Origin of the sequence: Kineococcus xinjiangensis (assembly GCF_002934625.1) — a bacterium.
Taxonomy (GTDB): Bacteria; Actinomycetota; Actinomycetes; order Actinomycetales; family Kineococcaceae; genus Kineococcus_A; species Kineococcus_A xinjiangensis.
This window is the reverse complement of sequence record NZ_PTJD01000006.1, coordinates 148182-167576: the sequence shown is the minus strand read 5'-3', so window position 1 is coordinate 167576 and position 19395 is coordinate 148182. Positions and strand designations below refer to the sequence as shown.

Annotated in this window: 15 protein-coding genes and 1 pseudogene; 10 read left to right on the top strand and 6 right to left on the bottom strand. The window is 75.9% G+C overall.

Translation table 11 applies throughout. From position 1 onward, the window contains the following. The first annotated feature begins 65 nt into the window (after window positions 1-65). Window positions 66-1961, top strand: a complete 1896-nt coding sequence (locus tag CLV92_RS10190; RefSeq protein ID WP_146099485.1) for a serine/threonine-protein kinase — start codon at window positions 66-68, stop codon at window positions 1959-1961. Window positions 1962-1997: 36 nt separating this feature from the next. On the opposite strand, the gene CLV92_RS10185 is transcribed toward CLV92_RS10190, so the two are convergent. From CLV92_RS10185 to CLV92_RS10165, 5 genes are all read right to left on the bottom strand, one after another. Continuing rightward, complete coding sequence (locus CLV92_RS10185) at window positions 1998-2897, bottom strand: TIGR01777 family oxidoreductase (protein WP_104432703.1); 900 nt, start codon at window positions 2895-2897, stop codon at window positions 1998-2000. Between the two features lie 123 nt (window positions 2898-3020). Then, window positions 3021-4931 carry a 2-oxoglutarate dehydrogenase, E2 component, dihydrolipoamide succinyltransferase gene (gene sucB / locus CLV92_RS10180; protein ID WP_104432702.1) on the bottom strand — a complete coding sequence of 637 codons (1911 nt, stop codon included), beginning with the start codon at window positions 4929-4931 and terminating at the stop codon, window positions 3021-3023. 131 nt (window positions 4932-5062) lie between these two features. Then, window positions 5063-6436, bottom strand: coding sequence for a dihydrolipoyl dehydrogenase (lpdA, locus tag CLV92_RS10175; protein WP_104432701.1), 1374 nt, complete (start codon window positions 6434-6436; stop codon window positions 5063-5065). A gap of 213 nt (window positions 6437-6649) precedes the next feature. Then, window positions 6650-6901, bottom strand: a complete 252-nt coding sequence (locus tag CLV92_RS10170; protein ID WP_104432700.1) for a hypothetical protein — start codon at window positions 6899-6901, stop codon at window positions 6650-6652. Window positions 6902-6997: 96 nt separating this feature from the next. Next, entirely contained in the window at window positions 6998-8524 is a 1527-nt protein-coding gene (locus CLV92_RS10165; RefSeq protein WP_211291024.1) for a leucyl aminopeptidase, read from the bottom strand. Window positions 8525-8623: 99 nt separating this feature from the next. Here CLV92_RS10165 and gcvT point away from each other — a divergent pair, with 99 nt between their 5' ends. Continuing rightward, window positions 8624-9748 (top strand): glycine cleavage system aminomethyltransferase GcvT, encoded by a 1125-nt coding sequence (gene gcvT, locus CLV92_RS10160; protein ID WP_104432699.1) that lies wholly within the window; start codon window positions 8624-8626, stop codon window positions 9746-9748. A gap of 72 nt (window positions 9749-9820) precedes the next feature. On the opposite strand, the gene CLV92_RS10155 is transcribed toward gcvT, so the two are convergent. Next, window positions 9821-11071: a nicotinate-nucleotide--dimethylbenzimidazole phosphoribosyltransferase gene (locus CLV92_RS10155; protein WP_146099484.1), complete on the bottom strand. Its 1251-nt coding sequence runs from the start codon at window positions 11069-11071 to the stop codon at window positions 9821-9823. A gap of 192 nt (window positions 11072-11263) precedes the next feature. Here CLV92_RS10155 and CLV92_RS10150 point away from each other — a divergent pair, with 192 nt between their 5' ends. The 8 genes and pseudogenes from CLV92_RS10150 (at window position 11264) to CLV92_RS10115 (ending at window position 19359) form a co-directional block, all read left to right on the top strand. After that, entirely contained in the window at window positions 11264-12625 is a 1362-nt protein-coding gene (locus tag CLV92_RS10150) for a GAF domain-containing protein (RefSeq protein ID WP_104432697.1), read from the top strand. A gap of 116 nt (window positions 12626-12741) precedes the next feature. Next, window positions 12742-14265: an aldehyde dehydrogenase gene (gene adh, locus CLV92_RS10145; protein ID WP_104432696.1), complete on the top strand. Its 1524-nt coding sequence runs from the start codon at window positions 12742-12744 to the stop codon at window positions 14263-14265. Between the two features lie 11 nt (window positions 14266-14276). Continuing rightward, entirely contained in the window at window positions 14277-14711 is a 435-nt protein-coding gene (locus tag CLV92_RS10140) for a DUF779 domain-containing protein (RefSeq protein WP_245886675.1), read from the top strand. A gap of 394 nt (window positions 14712-15105) precedes the next feature. Continuing rightward, the gene (locus CLV92_RS22375; RefSeq protein ID WP_158257191.1) at window positions 15106-16359 is read left to right on the top strand and encodes a GGDEF domain-containing protein; all 1254 of its coding nucleotides are present in this window, start codon (window positions 15106-15108) and stop codon (window positions 16357-16359) included. A gap of 69 nt (window positions 16360-16428) precedes the next feature. After that, window positions 16429-16908, top strand: a complete 480-nt coding sequence (locus CLV92_RS10130) for a heme-degrading domain-containing protein (protein WP_104432694.1) — start codon at window positions 16429-16431, stop codon at window positions 16906-16908. 43 nt (window positions 16909-16951) lie between these two features. Next, window positions 16952-17482, top strand: a complete 531-nt coding sequence (locus CLV92_RS10125; protein ID WP_104432693.1) for a hypothetical protein — start codon at window positions 16952-16954, stop codon at window positions 17480-17482. Window positions 17483-17494: 12 nt separating this feature from the next. Beyond that, a pseudogene (locus CLV92_RS10120) lies at window positions 17495-17884 on the top strand (CPBP family intramembrane glutamic endopeptidase); the annotation flags it as partial. Window positions 17885-18081: 197 nt separating this feature from the next. Beyond that, window positions 18082-19359: an NHL repeat-containing protein gene (locus tag CLV92_RS10115; RefSeq protein ID WP_104432691.1), complete on the top strand. Its 1278-nt coding sequence runs from the start codon at window positions 18082-18084 to the stop codon at window positions 19357-19359. Window positions 19360-19395: the final 36 nt, after the last annotated feature.

Here is a 19395-nt window from a genome sequence, read left to right as displayed (position 1 = left end):
GGGAAGACTATCGACGCTGTGGACAACGCACGCGGCGCCTCCCCGGCGTGCGGTTCGCTCCGTGCATGCAGGAACGCGACCAGACCCGGCGCGGGCGCCACCGCGGGACCGCGGAGCCGGGCCCGGCGGCCACGGCTCCCGACCGCCCCGGCGCCCCGCCGCCGCAGGTGGACGGCTACGCCGTCGGGCGCATGCTGGGCGCCGGGGGCTCGGCGAGCGTGTGGGAGGGCACCGGGCCCGACGGGCTGCCCTGCGCCCTGAAGGTGCTGGAGGAGACCCCCGCCGCGGCCGGTGCCGCCGACCCGCTCCTGCGGGAGCTGTCCCTGCTGCGCCGGGTGCGCCACCCGAGCGTCGTGGCGGTGCGCGACATCAGCACCACCGCCGAGGGCAGGCCCGTGCTCGTCCTCGACCTGGCGGCGGGCGGCAGCCTCGCCGCGCTCGTCCGTCGCCGGCGCCTGGTGGTCGGCGAGGTCGTCACGCTGCTGCTGGAGCTCGGCCCGGCGCTGGAGGACCTGCACGCCACCGGCGTCGTGCACGCCGACATCTCCCCGGGCAACGTCCTGCTCCGCGCCGACGGCACCCCGCTGCTCGCCGACCTGGGCGTCGCGCGGGTGCTGGGGGAGGCGGGCGGGTGGCTGCACGCCACCACCGGTTACTGCGACCCCGCCGTCGCGGCGGGAGGCAGCCCGGGTGCCGCGTCCGACGTCTACGGCCTGGCGGCGGTGGCGTGGTTCGCGCTCACCGGCTCCCCGCCGCCGGCCGCTGGCCGGCTCGGGCGCCGCCGGGCAGGGCGCGCGCTGCCGGAGGGGGTGCCCGCCGAGCTGACCGACCTGCTCCTGCAGGCCCTCGACCCCCCGCCGAACCGCCGCCCCGCGCCCGTGGAGCTGGCCGTGGGCGCCTCCGAGGCCGCCCCGGCGCGCCCCCTGCGCGTGGTCGCCGCCGGCCCCGCCCCGTACCCGGACCCGTCGAGGGGACCCGACCCGTTCGGCGCCGTCGCGGCCGGCGGGGAGCGGCCAGCCCCCGGTGACGTTCCGTCGGGTGCCGTGGTCCCGGGTGCGGTGGCCTCGGGTGTGGTGGCCTCGGCTGCGGGGCCGGAGCCCGCCGCCCCGGACGAGTACGCCGTCACCCGGCGGCTGCGGGCGCTCGCTGTGGGCCCGGCCGAGGCCGCACCCACCGGCGAGCCCGGCCCGGACGGCCGTCGCACCCGCCGCCTCGGCGCGGAGGGACGAGCCGGCCGCCGCGGTGCGCGGGCGGGCGGGGACGCCCCCGCGCGCCGGCGCCGCTCCGCGGACGGCGCCCGTTCCCGCCGGACCGGGCGCCTGCTGGGCGGCGGTGCGGTGCTCGCGCTGCTCGCCGCGACCGCAGTGCTCCTGCTGCCCCAGACGGGCGACGCGGCCGCGGGGAGCACCGCGGCACCCGGCGGGAGGGCCGGAGCCGCCAGTCCGGACCGCGATGCGCCCACCGAGCCCGGAGGCACACCGCCCGACGCGACGTCCCCCGCCACAGCCCGCACGACCCCGGAGGCAGGCGCACTCCCTGCGGTGGACGCCGCTCCCGCGCTCGACCCGCCGCCCGCGGCGGCGCCGGCCGACGAGGACCTGCACGCGGTCGTCGTGGAACTCGCGCAGCGGCGGGCTCACGCCCTGGAGGCCGGCGACTCCGAGCTGCTCACCGCGGTGGACTCCCCGGGATCGCCCGCGCTGGCCGCCGACGTGGAACTGCTGGCTGCGCACCGCGAGCAGGGCACCTCCTGGCGGGGCCTGAGCTTCGACGTGCGCTCGGTGCAGGTGGAGGTGGCCGGCCCGGAGCGGACGGTGCTGCTCGCCGACGTCGTGACGAGGGCGCACCAGCGGGTGGACCGCCACGGCGCGGTCGAGGAGGTGGCCGCGACGGACCCGCGGCGCTCCCGCGTGACACTGGTGCGGGTCGAAGGGGAGTGGCGCGTCAGCGCGATCGGCTGAGGCGGCTCCCCGTGCGCCCGCCGGTCGAGGCGCGGGTCAGGGCAGCGAGGGGTCGGCGGCCCACTGCGCGATGCTCGTGACCTCGGGGTGCCGGAACGTGAACCCCGCCCGCAGCAGCACCTCGGGCAGCACCCGCTGGCTGGCGAGGACCTCCCCGGCGAACCCGCCGAGCGCCGCCCGCAACGCCGGCGCCGGCACCGGCACCAGGGCAGGGCGGTGCAGCGCCGAGGCCAGGGCCTCGGTGACGATCGCGTTGTGAGCCGGGCTCGGGGCCGTGAGGTTCACCGGCCCCTGCACGTCCGCGCTCAGCAGGAAGGCGAGGGCGGCGACCTCGTCGGGCAGGGAGATCAGGCTCCACCACTGCCTGCCCGAACCCAGGCGACCGCCCACCCCGGCCCGGAAGAGGGGCAGCATCCGCCCGAACGCGCCGCCGGAGCGGCTGGCGACGAGACCGGTGCGCGCGTGCACCACCCGGATGCCCGCCGCCTCGGCCGGGGCCGTGGCGGCCTCCCACTGCCGCACCACGTCGGCGAGGAAACCGTCCCCGGCGGCGGAGGACTCCGTCAGCACCTCGTCGCCCCGGTGGCCGTAGTAGCCGATCGCGGAGCCGGAGACGAAGACCTCCGGGACCGGGTCCAGCGCCGCCAGGGCCCGTGCCAGCGTCGCCGTGGAGTCCACCCGCGAGCGGAGGATCACGTCGCGGTAGCCGCGCGTCCAGCGCCGGTCGGAGACCCCCGCCCCGGACATGCTCACGGCCGCCTGCACCCCGCGCAGCGAGCGCGGGTCCAGCAGGCCTGCGCCGGGGTTCCAGCCGATCTCGTCGGCGGCTCGCGGTGGGCGCCGCACCAGGCGCAGCACCCCGTGCCCGTGGGCGCGCAGGTGGTCCACGAGGGCCGTGCCGATGAGCCCGCTGGCGCCGCTGACGACGATCTTCACCCCGTCATCCTGCCCAGTGGTGGGGCAGCGCGCGATCGGACGGCCCCCGACGGCACGGGACGGGAGCGCCGCAGCGGCGGGCCACCCCCCTCCGGGGGCGACCCGCCGCTGCGGGTTTCGGCGTCAGAGGCCGAGTTCGCCCTCGAACTCGCCGGCCTCCAGCCGCTGCTTCACGGTGTGCAGGAAGCGGGCGGCGTCGGCCCCGTCGACGATGCGGTGGTCGTAGGACAGTGCCAGGTAGATCATCGACCGGATCGCGATGGAGTCGTTGCCGTCCGCGTCGGGGACGACGACCGCACGCTTGACGACGGCACCGGTGCCGAGGATGGCGACCTGCGGCTGGTTGATGATCGGCGTGTCGAAGAGAGCGCCGACGCTGCCGGTGTTGGTGATGGTGAAGGTGCCACCGGCCAGGTCGTCCGGCGTGATCTTGTTGGACCGGGTGCGGTCCGCCAGGTCGGCGATCTTGCGGGAGATGCCGGCCAGGTTGAGGTCCCCGGCGTCCTTGATGACGGGGACGATCAGGCCCTTCGGCGTGTCCACGGCGATGCTGACGTTCTCGCTGCCGTGGTAGACGATCGAGTCGCCCTCGACGCTCGCGTTGAGCACCGGGTGCTGCTTGAGGGCCTCGATGGCCGCCTTGACGAAGAACGGCAGGAAGGACAGCTTCACGCCCTCGCGGGCCTCGAAGCCGTTCTTCGCCTTCGCCCGCAGCTTCGCGATGCGGGTGATGTCCACCTCGATGACGGTGGTCAGCTGCGCGGAGGTCTGCAGCGACTCCACCATGCGCTGCGCGATGACCTTGCGCAGGCGGGACATCTTCTCGGTCGTGCCGCGCTTGGCGGAGGCGGCCGGGTGGGCGGGAGCGCCACCGGCGGCGGGCGCGGGCGCGGCCGCCGCGGGCTGGCTCGCCTTGGCCTTCGCCTCGGCGTCCTTGGCGTCCTTGGCCCGCTTGGCGGCGGCCTTCGCCTCCTTCGCGGCGCGCTCGGCGGCCTCGAGGACGTCCTGCTTGCGGACGCGTCCCCCGACCCCGGTGCCCTGCAGGGTGTTGAGGTCGACGTTGTGCTGGGCGGCCAGCTTGCGCACGAGCGGGGTGACGTAGGTCGTGCCGCCGGTGGCGGGCGCCCCGCCCGACTGCGGCGCGGGCTCCGTCTCCTCCTCCGGGGCCGAGTCCGCGCTGCCCGTCTCCTGGGTCTGGCGGGTGTGCTCCTGCTGGGCGTCGGGCGAGGTGGCGCTGGCGGCCTGCTCGTGCGCCTGTGCGCGCTCCTCCACCTCGTCGGCGAGGGTCTCGCCCTGGTCGGAGTCCTGCTCCTGCGCGTCCTGCTGGGGCGCCTCGTCCTGGCCGGCGTCGTCCTGTCCGGAGTCCTGCTGGCCGCCGCCGCTGCCGTCGCCGATGCGGGCGAGGTCGGTGCCGACCTCGACGGTCTCGTCCTCGCCGACGAGGATCTCCTCCAGCACCCCGGCGACGGGGGAGGGGATCTCGGTGTCGACCTTGTCGGTGGAGACCTCCAGCAGGGGCTCGTCGACCTCGACGGTGTCCCCGACCTGCTTCAGCCACCGCGTGACGGTGCCCTCGGTGACGCTCTCACCGAGCGCCGGCATCTGCACGGCGGTGCCACCGCCGGAGGCTGGCTTCGCCTCGGCCTGCGGTGCCTCGTGCTTCTCCTGCTGCCCCGAGTCCTGGTCGGAGTCCTGCTCCTGCGCGTCCTGCTGGGGCGCCTCGTCCTGGCCGGCGTCGTCCTGCCCGGCGTCCTGGCCGGCGTCGTCCTGTCCGGAGTCCTGCTGGCCGCCGCCGCTGCCGTCGCCGATGCGGGCGAGGTCGGTGCCGACCTCGACGGTCTCGTCCTCGCCGACGAGGATCTCCTCCAGCACCCCGGCGACGGGGGAGGGGATCTCGGTGTCGACCTTGTCGGTGGAGACCTCCAGCAGGGGCTCGTCGACCTCGACGGTGTCCCCGACCTGCTTCAGCCACCGCGTGACGGTGCCCTCGGTGACGCTCTCACCGAGCGCCGGCATCTGCACCGAGTTCGACATCTGCTTCGTTCTCCTCACGGACGACGGGCTAGCTCAGCGCTCCGGGGGAACGCCGGGTTGCTGGGGGGTCAGCGGCGGGGAGGCGTGCGGCCGCCGTCGGGACGACCTGCGGGCATCCTCCCCACCGGCTATCAGGCGTGCGAGTGCAGCGGCTTGCCCGCGAGCGCGAGGAACGCCTCGCCCAGCGCCTCGTTCTGCGTCGGGTGGGCGTGGACGAGGTTCGCGACCTCCTCCGGGTACGCCTCCCAGTTCACGATCAGCTGGGCCTCGCCGACCTGCTCGCCGATGCGGGTGCCGATCATGTGGACCCCCACGACGGGGCCGTCCTTGCGCCGGACGAGCTTGATGAAGCCCTGGGTGCCGATGATCTGGCTGCGGCCGTTGCCGCCGAGGTTGTACTCGACGACGTCGACGTCGCCGTACTGCTCGCGCGCCTTCGCCTCGGTCAGCCCGACGGAGGCGATCTCGGGGTCGCAGTAGGTGACCTTGGGGATGCCGGTCTCGTCGATCGGCACGGGGTTGAGGCCCGCGATGTCCTCGGCGACGAAGATGCCCTGCTGGAAGCCGCGGTGGGCCAGCTGCAGGCCGGGCACGATGTCACCGACGGCGCGGACGCCCTCGACGTTGGTGCGCAGGCGCTCGTCGGTGAGGACGAAGCCGCGGTCCATGGTGACGCCCTGCTCCTCGTAGCCGAGGCCGGCGGTGTTGGGGCCGCGCCCGACCGCCACGAGCAGGAGGTCGGCCTCGAAGGTCTTGCCGTCCTCGAGCTTCACGACGACGCCGGAGTCGTTCTGCTCCACTCCGGCGAAGCGCACGCCGAGGCTGGACTTGATGCCCCGCTTGCGGAAGGCCCGCTCCAGCGCCTTGCTGATGGACTCCTCCTCCAGCGGGACCAGGCGCGGCAGGGCCTCGACGACGGTGACCTCGGCGCCGAAGGACTTCCAGACGCTGGCGAACTCCACGCCGATCACGCCGCCGCCGAGGACGACGACCCGGTCGGGCACGTGGTCCAGGCCGAGCGCCTGCTCGCTGGTGACGACGCGCCCGCCGATCTCCAGGCCGGGCAGCGAGCGGGAGTAGGAGCCGGAGGCGAGCACCACGTTCTTGCCGGTGTAGCGGGTGCCGGCGACCTCGACCGCGTTCGGTGCCACCAGACGGCCCTCGCCCTCCACGAGGGTGACCTTGCGGGACTTCACCAGTCCCTGCAGGCCCTTGTGGAGGCGGGCGATCACACCGTCCTTGTACTTGTTGACCCCCGCCATGTCGATCGACTCGAAGGTCGCCCGGACGCCGACGTGCTCGCTCTCGCGCGTGGAGTCCGCGACCTCGGCGGCGTGCAACAGGGCCTTGGTCGGGATGCAGCCCCGGTGGAGGCAGGTGCCGCCCAGCAGGTCCTTCTCGATGAGGGCCACGGACATGCCGAGCTCCGCGGCGCGGAGCGCGCAGGCGTACCCACCGCTGCCCCCGCCCAGGATGACGACGTCGTACTCCGGCGCATCGGCCACTGGAGGCTCCCTCGCTCTTCGTCCAGCTCTTGGTCGCTCGACATCCTGTCACCTCTGCTCACGCACGCCCCAGTGGGGGACGACCTCGGCGTGGGAGGTGTCGCCGCGGCGGGCGTCGTCGTGGCGGGGCGCGACGCACGACGACGGCGCCGCGGGAAGTCCGCGGCGCCGCCGTCAGGGGCTGGTGCGTGTCAGGTGCACGCCTGGGAGAGGTCAGCGGGGCCACTCCATGGCACGGGGCCACTCCATGGCGCGGGGCCACTCCGTCGCGCGGGGCCACTCCGTCGCGCGGGGCCACTCCATGGCACGGGGCCACTCCGCCGTCGAGGCGCTGCTCTTCTCGAGGGAGATCGCGGAGGAGGTGTCGGCGGAGGCCGTTCCCGCCGCGGCGACGAGGGAGACGGCCGCCAGTGCGGTCGCGGCGGTGGCGAGGGCGGCGCGACGTGCGGTCGACGAGAGCGACATGGTTCCTCCTGCGGTTCGGCCGCCGTGCGAGGGGCGGGTCGAGGGGTGGCGCCGGGACGCCACCGTCACTCTACGGTCTGTAGTCACTAGATCGCACTAAGTACTCGAACCTGCCAGGGACTCGGCCAGCGCGACCAGGCTTCGCACGGCGACGCCGGTGCCGCCCTTGGGCGTGTAGTCGTGCGGGGAGCCGCTGTTGAAGGCCGGGCCCGCGATGTCCAGGTGGATCCACGGGCGCGGCCGGCCCTCCGGTCCGGCAGGCACGAACTCCTGCAGGAACAGGCCCGCCACCAGCATCCCGCCGAAGCGGTCGCCCATGTTCGCGATGTCCGCCACCTGCGAGTCCATGCTCGAGCGCAGCTCCACCGGCAGCGGCATCGGCCAGAACTGCTCCCCGGCGGCGGCCGAGGCCGCGAGGAAGCGCTCCCGGAGGGCATCGTCGTTGCCCATCACCGCGGACACCCGGTTGCCGAGGGCGACCATCTGCGCGCCGGTGAGGGTCGCCACGTCCACGATGTGGTCCGGCTCCTCCTCCCCGGCCGCCACCAGCGCGTCGGCGAGCACGAGCCGGCCCTCGGCGTCGGTGTTGAGGACCTCCACCGTCTTGCCGCCGTAGGTGGTGAGCACGTCGGAGGGGCGCTGCGCGGTGCCGGAGGGCATGTTCTCCGCCATCGCCAGCCAGCCCGTGACCCGCAGCGGCAGGCCGAGGTCGGCCACCGCGCGCACGGCGGCGAGCACGGCGGCCGCGCCGGCCATGTCGCACTTCATCGTCTCCATGCCCGAGGCTGGCTTCAGCGACAGCCCGCCGGAGTCGAACGTGATGCCCTTGCCCACCAGTGCGAGGTGGCCGGTGGCGCCCTTGGGGGCGTAGTCGAGGACGACCAGCCGCGGCGGGCGCGAGGAGCCCTGCCCGACCCCGAGCAGCCCCCCGTAGCCGCCCTCGGAGAGGTCCTCCTCGTCGAGCACCCGCACGCCCACGGAGGTGCCCGCCAGGTGCTCCACCGCAGCCGCGGCGAAGTCGGCGGGGGGCAGGTGGCCGGGCGGGGTGTTGACCAGGTCTCGGGTGACGGCCACGGCGCGGGCCAGGATCCCGGCGCGTTCGACCGCGGCGGCGACGTCCTCGTCGCGCGGCTTCGCGCCGAGCACCGTGACCTCCGCCAGCGGCTGCGACGCCGAGGCGCCCTCCGCGCCCGCCGAGGAGCGGAAGCGGGTGAAGGCGTAGGCCCCGAGCGCAGCGCCCTCGGCGACCGCCCCCACCCCGGCGGCGTCGCCGGCGGGCAGCAGGAAGCCCGCGCTGGCACGCCCCGCCAGGGCCCGCGCTGCGCGGCCGGCGGCCCGGCGCAGGACCTCCGCGTCGTAACGGCCGCCCTCGGCGGCCGCACCGAGGCCCACGAGGGCGACGACGCCGGCGCTCACGCCCTCCACCCCCGGCACCAGGTCCACGGAGTCGGCGGCACCGCTCACCCGCAACCGGGCGGCCGCCTCGCCGAGCGCGGCGCGCACGGCACGGGGCAGGCCGTCGGCCACCACCACCGCCGCGCCGTCGCGCTGCGCAACGCCCACGACCAGGGCGTCGCCCGCGTAGCTCTTGGGGTTCTTGCCGGACAGCATCAGCTCGACCACGGTCGCATGCTAGCCAGCCACCGCCCGACGGCGACCGCTGGAGCGCCGCGCGCCCTCGCGCCCCGGAGCCCCGCGAAGGTCTGGATAGGGTGCGCGCCCATGGCCCTCGACGACGAGATCCGCACCTCGCCCCTGCACTCCCGCCACGTCGCGTCCGGCGCCAAGATGGCCGACTTCGCCGGCTGGAGCATGCCCCTGGAGCACGCCGGGCGGGGGGTGCGCCGCGAGCACGAGGACGTCCGCACGGCGGTCGGCGTCTTCGACGTCAGCCACCTCGGCAAGCTGTCCGTCACCGGCCCCGGCGCCCGCGCCCTCCTCGACTCGACACTGACCAGCGCGGTGGGGCGGCTCGGCCCGGGCCGCGCGCAGTACTCGCTCTGCTGCGACGACGCGACCGGCGGCGTCGTCGACGACCTCTTCGTCTACGTGCGCGGCGACGAGGACGTGCTGCTGGTGCCGAACGCGGCCAACGCCGGCGAGGTCGCCCGCCGACTGCGCGAGGTGGCCCCCGGCGACGTCGAGGTCCGCGACGCGCACACCGACCACGCGGTGCTCGCCGTGCAGGGGCCCCGCTCCGACGAGGTGCTCCAGGCGCTGGGGCTGCCGAGCGGGCACGAGTACCTCTCGTTCGTGGAGGCCACCTGGCGCGGCGCCCCGGTCGTGGTCTGCCGCACCGGCTACACGGGCGAACGCGGCTACGAGCTGCTGCCGCGCTGGGAGGAGGCGGGGGAGCTGTGGGACGCCCTGCTCGCCGCCGCGGCGGAGGCGGGCGGTGGCCCCGCCGGCCTCGGTGCCCGCGACACCCTGCGCACGGAGATGGGCTACGCCCTGCACGGGCACGAGCTGAGCCTGGACGTCACGCCGGTGCAGGCGCGGCTGGGCTGGGCGGTCGCCTGGGACAAGCCCGCCTTCTGGGGCCGGGACGTCCTCCTGCGGGAGCGCGAGGCCGGCGCGGCGCGGCGCGCGTGGGGGCTGCGGGCGCTGGAGCGCGGGGTGCCGCGCGCGGGCATGCCGGTGCGGGCGGCGACGGCGGACGGGCCCGGGGAGGTGCTGGGGACGACCACGTCCGGCACCTACTCGCCCACGCTGGGCGAGGGCGTCGCGCTGGCGCTGCTGGCGCCGTCGGTCGGGGCGGGCGACGAGGTCCTGCTGGAGGTGCGCGGGCGGTTCCTGCGCTGCGCCGTGCAGCGCCCGCCGTTCGTGCAGCCCTCCGCGGCGAGCTGAGGCGAGGGCCGAGCGACGCCCGCGGAAGGAGCGCGGGCCCGCGCTGCCGTTCCGCGGCGAGCATCGAACCCCCTACCCGGCGGCGCTCCCGTCGAACGTCCCCGACAGCGGGTCCGTCGCCGCCGCCTGCAGCAGGGCGTGTCCCGCCCGGACCAGCGGCAGCGCCGCCAGGGCCCCGACCCCCGAGCCCGCGGCGACGCCCAGGTCCGTCAGCGGCTCCGAGCCGAGGCGGTTGAGCGCCAGCGCCTGCGCGGGCTGCGCCGAGCGCGAACCCACCCGCCACCACTCCTTCGCCGTCAGCGAGATCCGGATCGCGACCAGCCCCGCCGCCACGGGGCCGAGGCCGTCGAGGAGGACGGGGGTGCGGCGCACGGCGGCCTGCACGAGGAAGCCCGTCGCGGCGGCGGCGGCCGTCCCGCCCACCGCCGCGAGCAGGGCGAGCGGGTCGTGCGCCACCGGGCGGCTGCGGCGCAGGGCGTCGCGCACGGCTGCGGTGCGGCGCATCCACGTGGCGTCGTCGAGCAGGCCGACGTCGCGGCCCAGGACCTCCAGCGGCCCGTTGCGCAGGCAGGCCCCGACGACGACGGCGGCCACGGCCGAGCCGCCCACGCCCGTCTCACCGAGCAGGAGCAGGTCGGCCCCGGCGTCCACCTCCTCGTCCACGGCGGTCGCCCCCGCCCGGAAGGCGGCCGCCGCCTGCTCCAGCGTCAGCGCATCGCCGGTGCGGGCGTCGCCGGAGCCGGGGCGGACCTTCCACGCGGTCACCTCGGGGGGCAGGTCGCCCAGGTCGGCGTCGACGCCCACGTCGAGCACGCGCAGGCCGACGCCCGCCTCCCGCGCCAGGACGGCGGCCGGGGCGGTCCCCGTGTGCAGGGCGCGCACCTCCTCCGCCGTCCAGCCGGCCGGGTGCCGGGACAGGCCCACCGCGGCCATCCCTGCGTCGGCGGCCAGGACGACCAGCCGGATCCGCTCCAGCGGGCGGTGCGCGTCGGGGCCGCGGACGGCGGCCAGCCAGGACGCGAGCTCGCCGAGGCGCCCGATCCCGCCGTGGCGGGCCGCCAGTGCGGCGAGGGACTCCTCCGCGGCGGCCGCCGCGGCGCGGTCGGGCACGGCGACCGCGGTGCCCAGCCGCCGCAGGTCCAGGCCGCCGGAGTCCGCGCCGCCGGACGCGTCGTCGGCGTCGTGCCGCGCGTCGTCCTCCCCGGCGTCGAGCTGCGCGTCGTGCCAGGCGTTGTGTCCGACGTCGTGCAGCGCGCCGTGGGCGCCGCGCTCCGCCTCGGCTCCCGCTGCGGTCGCGGTGGTCGGGGAGTCCTGCTCGCTCAACGTCCTGCCTCCGTGCGGTGGGGGCCTGCATCGTCCCACCGCGCGGTGCGCCCGGGCGGGGGAGGGCGCCGGAGCACGCCCGTCGCCGCGTTCCCTGTTCCCGGGGCGGTGCGGCGCCCTACGCTCCGTGCTGCCCCGCGCCGGCGGGTGCCGAGCGGGGCAGCGACGACGACGTCGACGGGAGCGGAGCCGATGGGCAGCGCGGGGTCGCGGTCGCAGCCGGTGCTCCCGGCCGGGCATCGCGCCGACCCGCACGAGCGCCGCGAGGACTGGCTGGAGCGCAGCCGCCGCTGCCTCGGAGCCGGTGCCCGCCCGCAGCTGCCGGGGGCGCGTCGCGTGGTGGCGGACTCCTGGGGCCGCAGCGTCCTCGGCGGCCTCGACCCCGAGCGGCTGCTGGCGCCGGTCCCCCTCGACGCCGCGGACGTGCGCTCCCTGCGCCGGGAGCACCCCCTGCGCCTCGTGCTGCCCGCCGTGCGCCGGCTGCTGCTGGAGCAGCCGCTGGGGGTGCCGGTCCTGGTGGCGCTGAGCGACCAGGACGGGCACCTGCTGTGGGTGGAGGGGGACTCCTCGCTGCGCGCGGCGGCGGAGGAGATGCGCTTCGTGGAGGGAGCGCGCTGGAGCGAGGACGCGGCGGGCACGAACGCCCCCGGCACGGCTCTGCACCTCGGGCGGCCCGTGCGGGTGGTGGCGGGGGAGCACTACGCCTGCGCCGTGGCCCGCTGGAGCTGCTCGGCGGCGCCGCTGCGAGACCCCGGCACAGGGCGGTTGCTGGGCGTGCTGGACGTGACCGGCGGCGACGAGCTCGGCCGGCAGCGGGCCCTCGACCTCGTCCAGGCCGTCGCGGCGGTGGCGGAGGCGGAGCTGAGGGTGCGGGCCCTCACGGCCCCCGCGGCCGGTTCCGGGCTGCTGCTGCCCGGCGGCGCCGCGCCCGCGGCGACCCGCGCCCCGGCGCGGCTGCGGGTCCTGGGGCGGGCGGGGGCGCTGCTGGAGCCGCCCGGGGCTGCCGGCCCACCGGCCGCGTCCGGCGCGGCGGGGCTCGGCCTGCGCCACGGCGAGCTGCTGCTGCTCCTGGCGGCGAGGCCCGAGGGGTGGGGCGCCGCGGAGCTGGCCGTGGCGCTGGCAGAGGAGGACCTGGCGCCCGTGACCGTGCGGGCGGAGCTGACCCGGCTGCGGGCGGTGCTGGAGCGCGCCACCGCCGGGCGCCTCGGGGTGGGCACCCGGCCGTACCGGCTGAGCGGGGCGGTGGAGTGCGACGCCCTGGCGGTGCGGCGGGAGCTGCGGGCGGGCCGGGTGGCGGCGGCGCTGGCCCTGCACGCGGGCCCGGTGCTGCCGCGCTCGGTGGCGCCCGGCGTGGTGGAACTGCGGGAGGAGCTGACCCTCGGGTTGCGCACCGCCGTGCTGGTGTCGCGTGATCCGGCGCTGCTGCTGCAGTGGGGCCGCTCGGTCGCCGGGCGCGACGACGAGGAGGTCTGGGAGCGGCTGCTGCGGTGCGCCGCGCCCGGGGACCCCGCCCGCGGTGAGGCCCGGGCGCGCCTGGAGCGGCTGCGCGGCTGAGACCCCGAGTGCTACCCGGTGCCGCTGCAACGTCCCTGCAACGTCCGCCCGCCTAGCGTCGCCGCCGCGGCGCCACGACGAGGTGGCGCCGGTGACGAGTCGCACGGAGGTGCCGCATGACGGTCTACCAGGCTCCCGGGCGCGAGGGCAGCCCCGCGCGCTACGCCCCCCGCTACGACCACTGGATCGGCGGGGAGTCCTCGCCCCCCGCGTCGGGGCAGTACTTCGAGAACCCCAGCCCCGTCACCGGCGAGGTGTTCTGCGAGATCGCCCGCGGCACCGGCGACGACGTCGAGCGGGCACTGGACGCCGCGCACGCCGCCGCCGGCGCCTGGGGCCGCACGTCGGTGGCGGAGCGAGCCCAGGTCCTCAACCGGATCGCGGACCGCATCGAGGCGAACCTCGAGATGCTGGCGGTCGCTGAGACGTGGGACAACGGCAAGCCGGTGCGCGAGAGCCTCGCGGCGGACCTGCCGCTGGTCGTCGACCACCTGCGCTACTTCGCGGGGGTGGTGCGGGCGCAGGAGGGCGGCATCTCGGAGATCGACGAGAACACCATCGCGTACCACTTCCAGGAACCGCTGGGAGTGGTGGGGCAGATCATCCCGTGGAACTTCCCGCTGCTCATGGCGGTCTGGAAGCTGGCACCGGCCCTCGCGGCGGGCAACGCGGTGGTCCTCAAGCCCGCCGAGCAGACCCCTGCCTCGATCATGGTGCTGATGGAACTCATCGCGGACCTGCTGCCCGCGGGGGTCGTCAACGTGGTCAACGGGTTCGGGGTGGAGGCGGGCAAGCCGCTGGCCTCCTCGAACCGGATCCGGAAGATCGCCTTCACCGGTGAGACGACGACCGGGCGCCTCATCATGCAGTACGCCAGCCAGAACCTGATCCCCGTGACGTTGGAGCTCGGGGGGAAGAGCCCCAACCTGTTCTTCGCCGACGTCGCCGCGGCCCGCGACGAGTTCTACGACAAGGCGCTCGAGGGTTTCACGATGTTCGCGCTGAACCAGGGCGAGGTGTGCACCTGCCCCTCCCGGGCGCTGATCCAGTCCTCGATCTACGACGGGTTCCTCGCCGACGCGACCGCCCGCACACGGGCCGTCAAGCAGGGCGACCCCCTGGACACCGAGACGATGATCGGTGCGCAGGCGAGCAACGACCAGCTGGAGAAGATCCTCTCCTACATCGACATCGGGAAGCAGGAGGGCGCCCGCCTCGTCACCGGCGGCGAGCGTGCCGACCTCGGCGGAGAGCTGTCCGGCGGGTACTACGTGACGCCCACCATCTTCGAGGGCTCCAACCACATGCGGATCTTCCAGGAGGAGATCTTCGGGCCGGTGGTCTCCGTGACGAGGTTCGACGACCCCGACGACGCCCTCAAGATCGCCAACGACACGCTCTACGGCCTCGGGGCGGGGGTGTGGTCGCGCGACATCAACCTGGCCTACCGGATGGGACGGGGGATCCAGGCCGGACGGGTGTGGACGAACAACTACCACGCCTACCCGGCGCACGCGGCGTTCGGCGGGTACAAGGGCTCCGGCATCGGCCGGGAGAACCACCGGATGATGCTCGACCACTACCAGCAGACGAAGAACCTGCTCGTCAGCTACTCCCCGAACAAGCTCGGGTTCTTCTGACCGTGCGCGGGGTGGGGGAGGGCGACGCCGTGGTGCCCGCGGACATCGAGCGCGTCGCGCTGACCCCGGCGGCGGCGGCGGTGCTGCGCCGGCTCCGGGCCCTGCACGGGGAGCTGATGTTCCACCAGTCCGGCGGCTGCTGCGACGGCAGTTCCCCGATGTGCTACCCGGACGGGGAGTTCCTCACCTCCGACGCCGACGTCCGCCTGGGGGAGCTGCGGGTTCCGCGGACCGCGGGCGGTGACGGGACCGACGACGGGGGCGTCGCGGTGGGGGAGGGGTTCACCGTGCCGGTGTGGATGTCCCGGGAGCAGTTCGAGCGGTGGGCGCACACCCACCTGACGATCGACGTGGTCCCGGGCCGGGGCGCCGGCTTCTCGCTGGAGGCGCCGGAGGGGGTGCGGTTCCTGGTCCGTTCCCGGCTGCTCGGGGCCGAGCGGGGGTGAACCGGCGACGGGGGTGAACCGTCGGCGGGGGTGGGGGCCGTGCGGGGGCGCGGTCCTCCCGGGTGGCGCGGTGCCGGGCGGCCGGTGCCGCGCCACCGCCGATCGGGGGTCCGGTGCCCCGATGCGGGCCGGCGCGGTGCGGCAGCCCCTACTGTGGTCAGCTCGCCGGGACGGCAGGTCGTCAGCACCTGCACCGCGGTGAGCGCGGCGAGGACCGGCTTCGGCGCGGCGTCGTGGTGGGCTCCGCCGGTCGGCGGGGGAGGGCGACGCAGTGGTCGCTCCTCCACCGGTGCTCGGGGCCCGACCGCGGCGCATCACTCGACGGGGTGCACCCGGGCGGTGGAAGGGAGCATCCATGGTCAAGTCGCATCGATCGGCGGCCGAGGAAGCTCCCATGACGTTCTCCAGGTGGTTGGGCAGTCAGGAGGGACCTCCCCGGTCCCCCCTGCTGGCCTCCCTGGCGCTGGTCGGCACCCTCCTCGCCATGGGCGCCCTGGTGGTCACGGCCGACCACCGCGTCGCCACCGCCCTGGTGAAGCAGGACGCCGCTCTCGGCCTCGACGCCGCCTTCACCCGGGCGCAGATCTCGGTGGCCAACGAGGCCATCGCCGTGCGCGACTACCGGGTCGAGCCCTCACCGGTGAACGCCCAGCGGCTCACGCGCACCCTGCGCACCGCGACCGAGGACCTCGCCACGGCGCTCGTGCTCGCGGAGCAGTACGGCGCCCAGGACAGCGAGGTGCTCAGCCACCAGCAGCAGCACTTCGCCGACCGCGCCCGCGACTTCCTCCTGCTCGCGGAGGCGGACAGCCCGTCCGCGAGCAGGATCGCGGACGTGGAGCTGGTTCCGACGCACCGCGTCCTGAGCGTCCGGCTGGAGGCCTTCGCCGCCGGCTACCAGGTCGACGCGCAGCAGCGCCTGACCGAGCTGCGCCGCGTCCACGACCTCAGCCGGACCGTGCAGAGCATCGGCGGCCTGGTGACCGGGTTCATCGTCGCCGTGGTGCTGCGGATGCTGCTGCGCTTCTCCCGGCGCGTGCACGCCGAGGCGCGCAGCCACGAGCGCGCATCCCTGCACGACCCGCTGACGGGGCTGCTCAACCGCGCCGGGTTCCGGCGCAGCCTGGAGGAGCCCCGGGCCGGTGGCGCCGGGGTCGCCCTGATCGACCTCGACGCCTTCAAGGCCGTCAACGACACCCACGGCCACGCGGCCGGGGACGCGGTCCTCGTCGCCGTGTCCGACCTGCTGCGACGGCGAGTGCGCTCGTGCGACGCGGTGGCGCGCCTGGGTGGTGACGAGTTCGCGGTGCTGCTGCCGGGGATGGCCTGCCGTGAGGACGCCGGCCGGTGGGCGGAGTCGCTCGCCGCAGACCTCCGCTTCGAGCTGCACCTGGACTCCGACACGGTGCCCGGTGGCGCCAGCGTCCAGGTGGGCGGCAGCGTGGGGGTGGCCGTGGCGACCGGCCCGGAGGACCCCGACGGGCTGCTCAACCGCGCCGACCGCGCGATGTACCGGGCCAAGGGCCGCTTCGACAAGACCGGCTGCCCCGGGTGGGCCCTCGACGTGGGGCATGCACCGGGTGCGGCAGCTGCTCCGTGCCCTGCCGCTGTGCCGCCTGCCGCTGTGCCGCTGACCCCTTCGCACTGACCCTCCCGTGCCCGCCGTCCCGTGCTCACCGGCGGGGGCCGCGTCGGGCGGGGGCCGTAGCCTCCGACCATGACGAGCGAGGACGACGCCTGGCCCACTGCGGAGGAGCTGCAGGCGCAGGAGCGGGAGCTGGTGTGGCCGGCGTTCGGCTTCGAGGACGCCTGGCGCCTCGGGTGTGCGCTCGTCGAGGAGGGCCGCCGGCGGGAGCTGCCGATCGCGGTGCTCGTGCAGCGCGGCGGGCAGCGGCTCTTCGCGGCTGCCCTGCCCGGGAGCGTGCCCGACAACGACGCGTGGCTGGAGCGCAAGTCGCGGGTGGTGGCGCGCTTCCACCGCAGCTCCCTGGCGGTGGGCCGGCTCTGCGCCGAGGCGGGGCTCGGGCTGGAGGAGATGTTCATGGTCCCCGAGCGGGAGTTCACCGCCCACGGCGGCGCCTTCCCCCTCACCGTCGCGGGGACGGGCGTGGTGGGCTCGGTCGCCGTCTCCGGCCTGCCGCAGCTGGAGGACCACGCCCTGGTGGTGGACGTGCTGCGACGGCAGCTGGCGCAGTGATCCGCCGAGGGCGGTCCGTGTGAGCGGGGAGAGCAGCCCTCCGGTGGCCGCCCCCGCCGCCGATGCCTGCGCGGCCGGTCCCGATCTGCCGTACCACCTGCTGGCGCGGCGGGGCCGGACGCAGTGGTGGCGTCCGCTGGCGGAGCTGGGCATCTTCCTGGGCCTGCTGGCGGTGCTGGCCCTGCTGGTGCTGGTGGTGGGCGTCGTCCAGGCCCTGCTCGGCGGGGCGGAGGAGGTCAGCTTCGGGTCGCCGCTGCTGGGGGTGGTGATCGTCTTCGGCTCCCTCGCGCTGCTGCTGCCGCTGATCGCGCTCGCGGTCCGCTGGGGCGGCAGGCGCCCCTTCGGCACCGTGTCCAGCGTGGTGGGCCGGTTGCGGTGGCGGTGGATGCTCTCGTGCGTGCCCGCCGCGGTCGTGGTGGTCGGCGCCCAGCTCGCGGTGGTCGCCGTCTTCGGCGCGGTCCACGGGGAGCCCGTCTCCCTCGACGCCCCGGGCTGGCCGGGGTGGGGCACGTACCTGGCGCTGGCCGCGGTCGTCGTGGCGGTCATCCCGTTCCAGGCCGCTGCGGAGGAGTAGCTCTGCCGCGGGTGGCTGCTGCAGACGCTGGTGACGTGGGTGCGCTACCGCTGGGTCGCGGCCGGCCTCACGTCCCTGCTGTTCGCCTCCCTGCACGGCCTCTTCGACCCGCTGTCGATGGCCTACTTCGTGTACTTCGCCCTCGTCGCGTGCTGGCTCACCTTCCGCACCGGTGGGCTGGAGGCGGCGATCGTGCTGCACACCACCCTCAACGTGCTGATCATGCTGATCGCCGGCACGCAGGGCGTTCCGGACGTGTGGGCCGAGCAGCCGCCGGCCACGCCGCTGCTGCTGGTCACCGACGTCGTCGCCACCACCCTCTTCGCAGTCTGGGTGCACCGCGCCTGGACGCGGCGGGAGCTGCGGGACCGGCAACGGCGCCTCCCGGGCGCACCGGCCTGACCGCGACGCGCAGCCGGCGGACGCAGCGGGCGGAGCGCGGGCGCGGACCCGGTGGTCTGCCGCGCGGCCGGAGCAGTGACCCGCGGCCGTCGTTTCCACCGATCGCTCCCGCAGCGCCGGGCGTGCGGGCTAGTCTCGCGCAGCAGCTCCGGCAGGCGCCGGCACTCCGCTGCGGCACCCCCGAGAAAGGCACCGACGTGTTCCGCCTGCCCTTGACCGCCGCCGCGTCCCTGACCGCCCTCGTGCTCTCCGCTCCGGCGGCGCTCGCCGCGGCCGGGGACCTCGACCGGACCTGGGGTCAGCAGGGCAGCGTCGACGTCGCCCCTGCCGCTGCGGGAGACCAGCTCGTCGGCTCGGAACTGGCCCGCCAGTCCGTCGGCACCGTGGTCGCGTCGACCAGTTCACGCTACGACGAGACCACGTGGACCTACTCCGCCCGCGTCCAGCTGGGACGCCTGGATGCCGCCGGGCGCTTCGACCCGCGGTTCGGCGCAGGTGGGGCGGCGCTGGTGGACTTCGGCCGCCCGGCGGTCCTGCGGGAGACGGCCGTTCTCGCGGGCGACGAGATCGCCGTGCTCGCCGCCGTGGGAGGGGGCGCGTACGAGGAGGTCCAGACCGGCCTGGCGATGCTCTCGCGAGACGGCTCGCCCGTGCCGGCCTTCGGCAGCGGCGCGCCTGTCGTGGTGGATCCGGCCGCGCCGGCGCTGAGCCCGACCGCCCTGCTCGCCGACGCGGGCGGAGGGCTCCTGGTGGGCTTCGACCAGGACGGTCGCGGGACGAGCGACTTCGCCCTCGCGCGCTTCCGCGCTGACGGGCGGCTGGATCCGACCTTCGGTACCGGTGGCGTGCGGTTGCTCGACGTCGGTGGCGACGATCACCTCACGGACCTGGTTCGTGGTCCGTCCGGGGAGCTGTTCGCCGTCGGCTTCAGCGCGGCGGCCGGGAGGCAGGAGGGCGTGCTGGCCCGCCTGCGCGCGGACGGGACGCTCGACCGGCGCTTCGGCAGCGGTGGCGCGGTCCGCTTCGCCCCGGCCGGGCGCGACGTCGTCACAGGCGGTGCGGTGGTGTCCGGGCGCAGCCTCGCGGTCGGGGGGACGGCACGCGTCCGGGGCGGTTCCGAGTCGGCTGCTCTCGTCACCCGCCTGTCCCTCCAGGGCCGGGTCGAGAACGCCTTCGGGGCGCGGGGCCACCTCCTGCTCGACGAGCCCGGCCAGGAGGAGGGAGCCGGGGTGTTCCTCACCCCGCGCGACACGCTCCTCGTCGTCCGCAGGGTCGGCGACGGGCCCTTCACGTCACGCCTGCACGAGGTCCGCGCACGCAGCGGGGCCCCGGTGACCTCCTTCGGCGTGGGCGGGACCGTGGAACTCGGGGAGTTCCTGGCCCGTGACGTGCTGGTCGACGGGACGGGTCTCCTCATCGCCGGTGCCCGCTTCGACCCGTGGGCCCCCACCGAGGTCGTCCAGCGCCGCCTCTGACGCCGCGGCTCCCGGCGCGGACTCGGTAACCTGCTG

Coding starts and splice junctions, on each gene's coding strand:
- CLV92_RS10190 (WP_146099485.1), top strand. CDS start 66: ATGCAGGAACGCGACCAGACCCGGCGCGGGCGCCACCGCGGGACCGCG.
- sucB (WP_104432702.1), bottom strand. CDS start 4,931: ATGTCGAACTCGGTGCAGATGCCGGCGCTCGGTGAGAGCGTCACCGAG.
- CLV92_RS10170 (WP_104432700.1), bottom strand. CDS start 6,901: ATGTCGCTCTCGTCGACCGCACGTCGCGCCGCCCTCGCCACCGCCGCG.
- gcvT (WP_104432699.1), top strand. CDS start 8,624: ATGGCCCTCGACGACGAGATCCGCACCTCGCCCCTGCACTCCCGCCAC.
- CLV92_RS10150 (WP_104432697.1), top strand. CDS start 11,264: ATGGGCAGCGCGGGGTCGCGGTCGCAGCCGGTGCTCCCGGCCGGGCAT.
- adh (WP_104432696.1), top strand. CDS start 12,742: ATGACGGTCTACCAGGCTCCCGGGCGCGAGGGCAGCCCCGCGCGCTAC.
- CLV92_RS22375 (WP_158257191.1), top strand. CDS start 15,106: ATGACGTTCTCCAGGTGGTTGGGCAGTCAGGAGGGACCTCCCCGGTCC.
- CLV92_RS10130 (WP_104432694.1), top strand. CDS start 16,429: ATGACGAGCGAGGACGACGCCTGGCCCACTGCGGAGGAGCTGCAGGCG.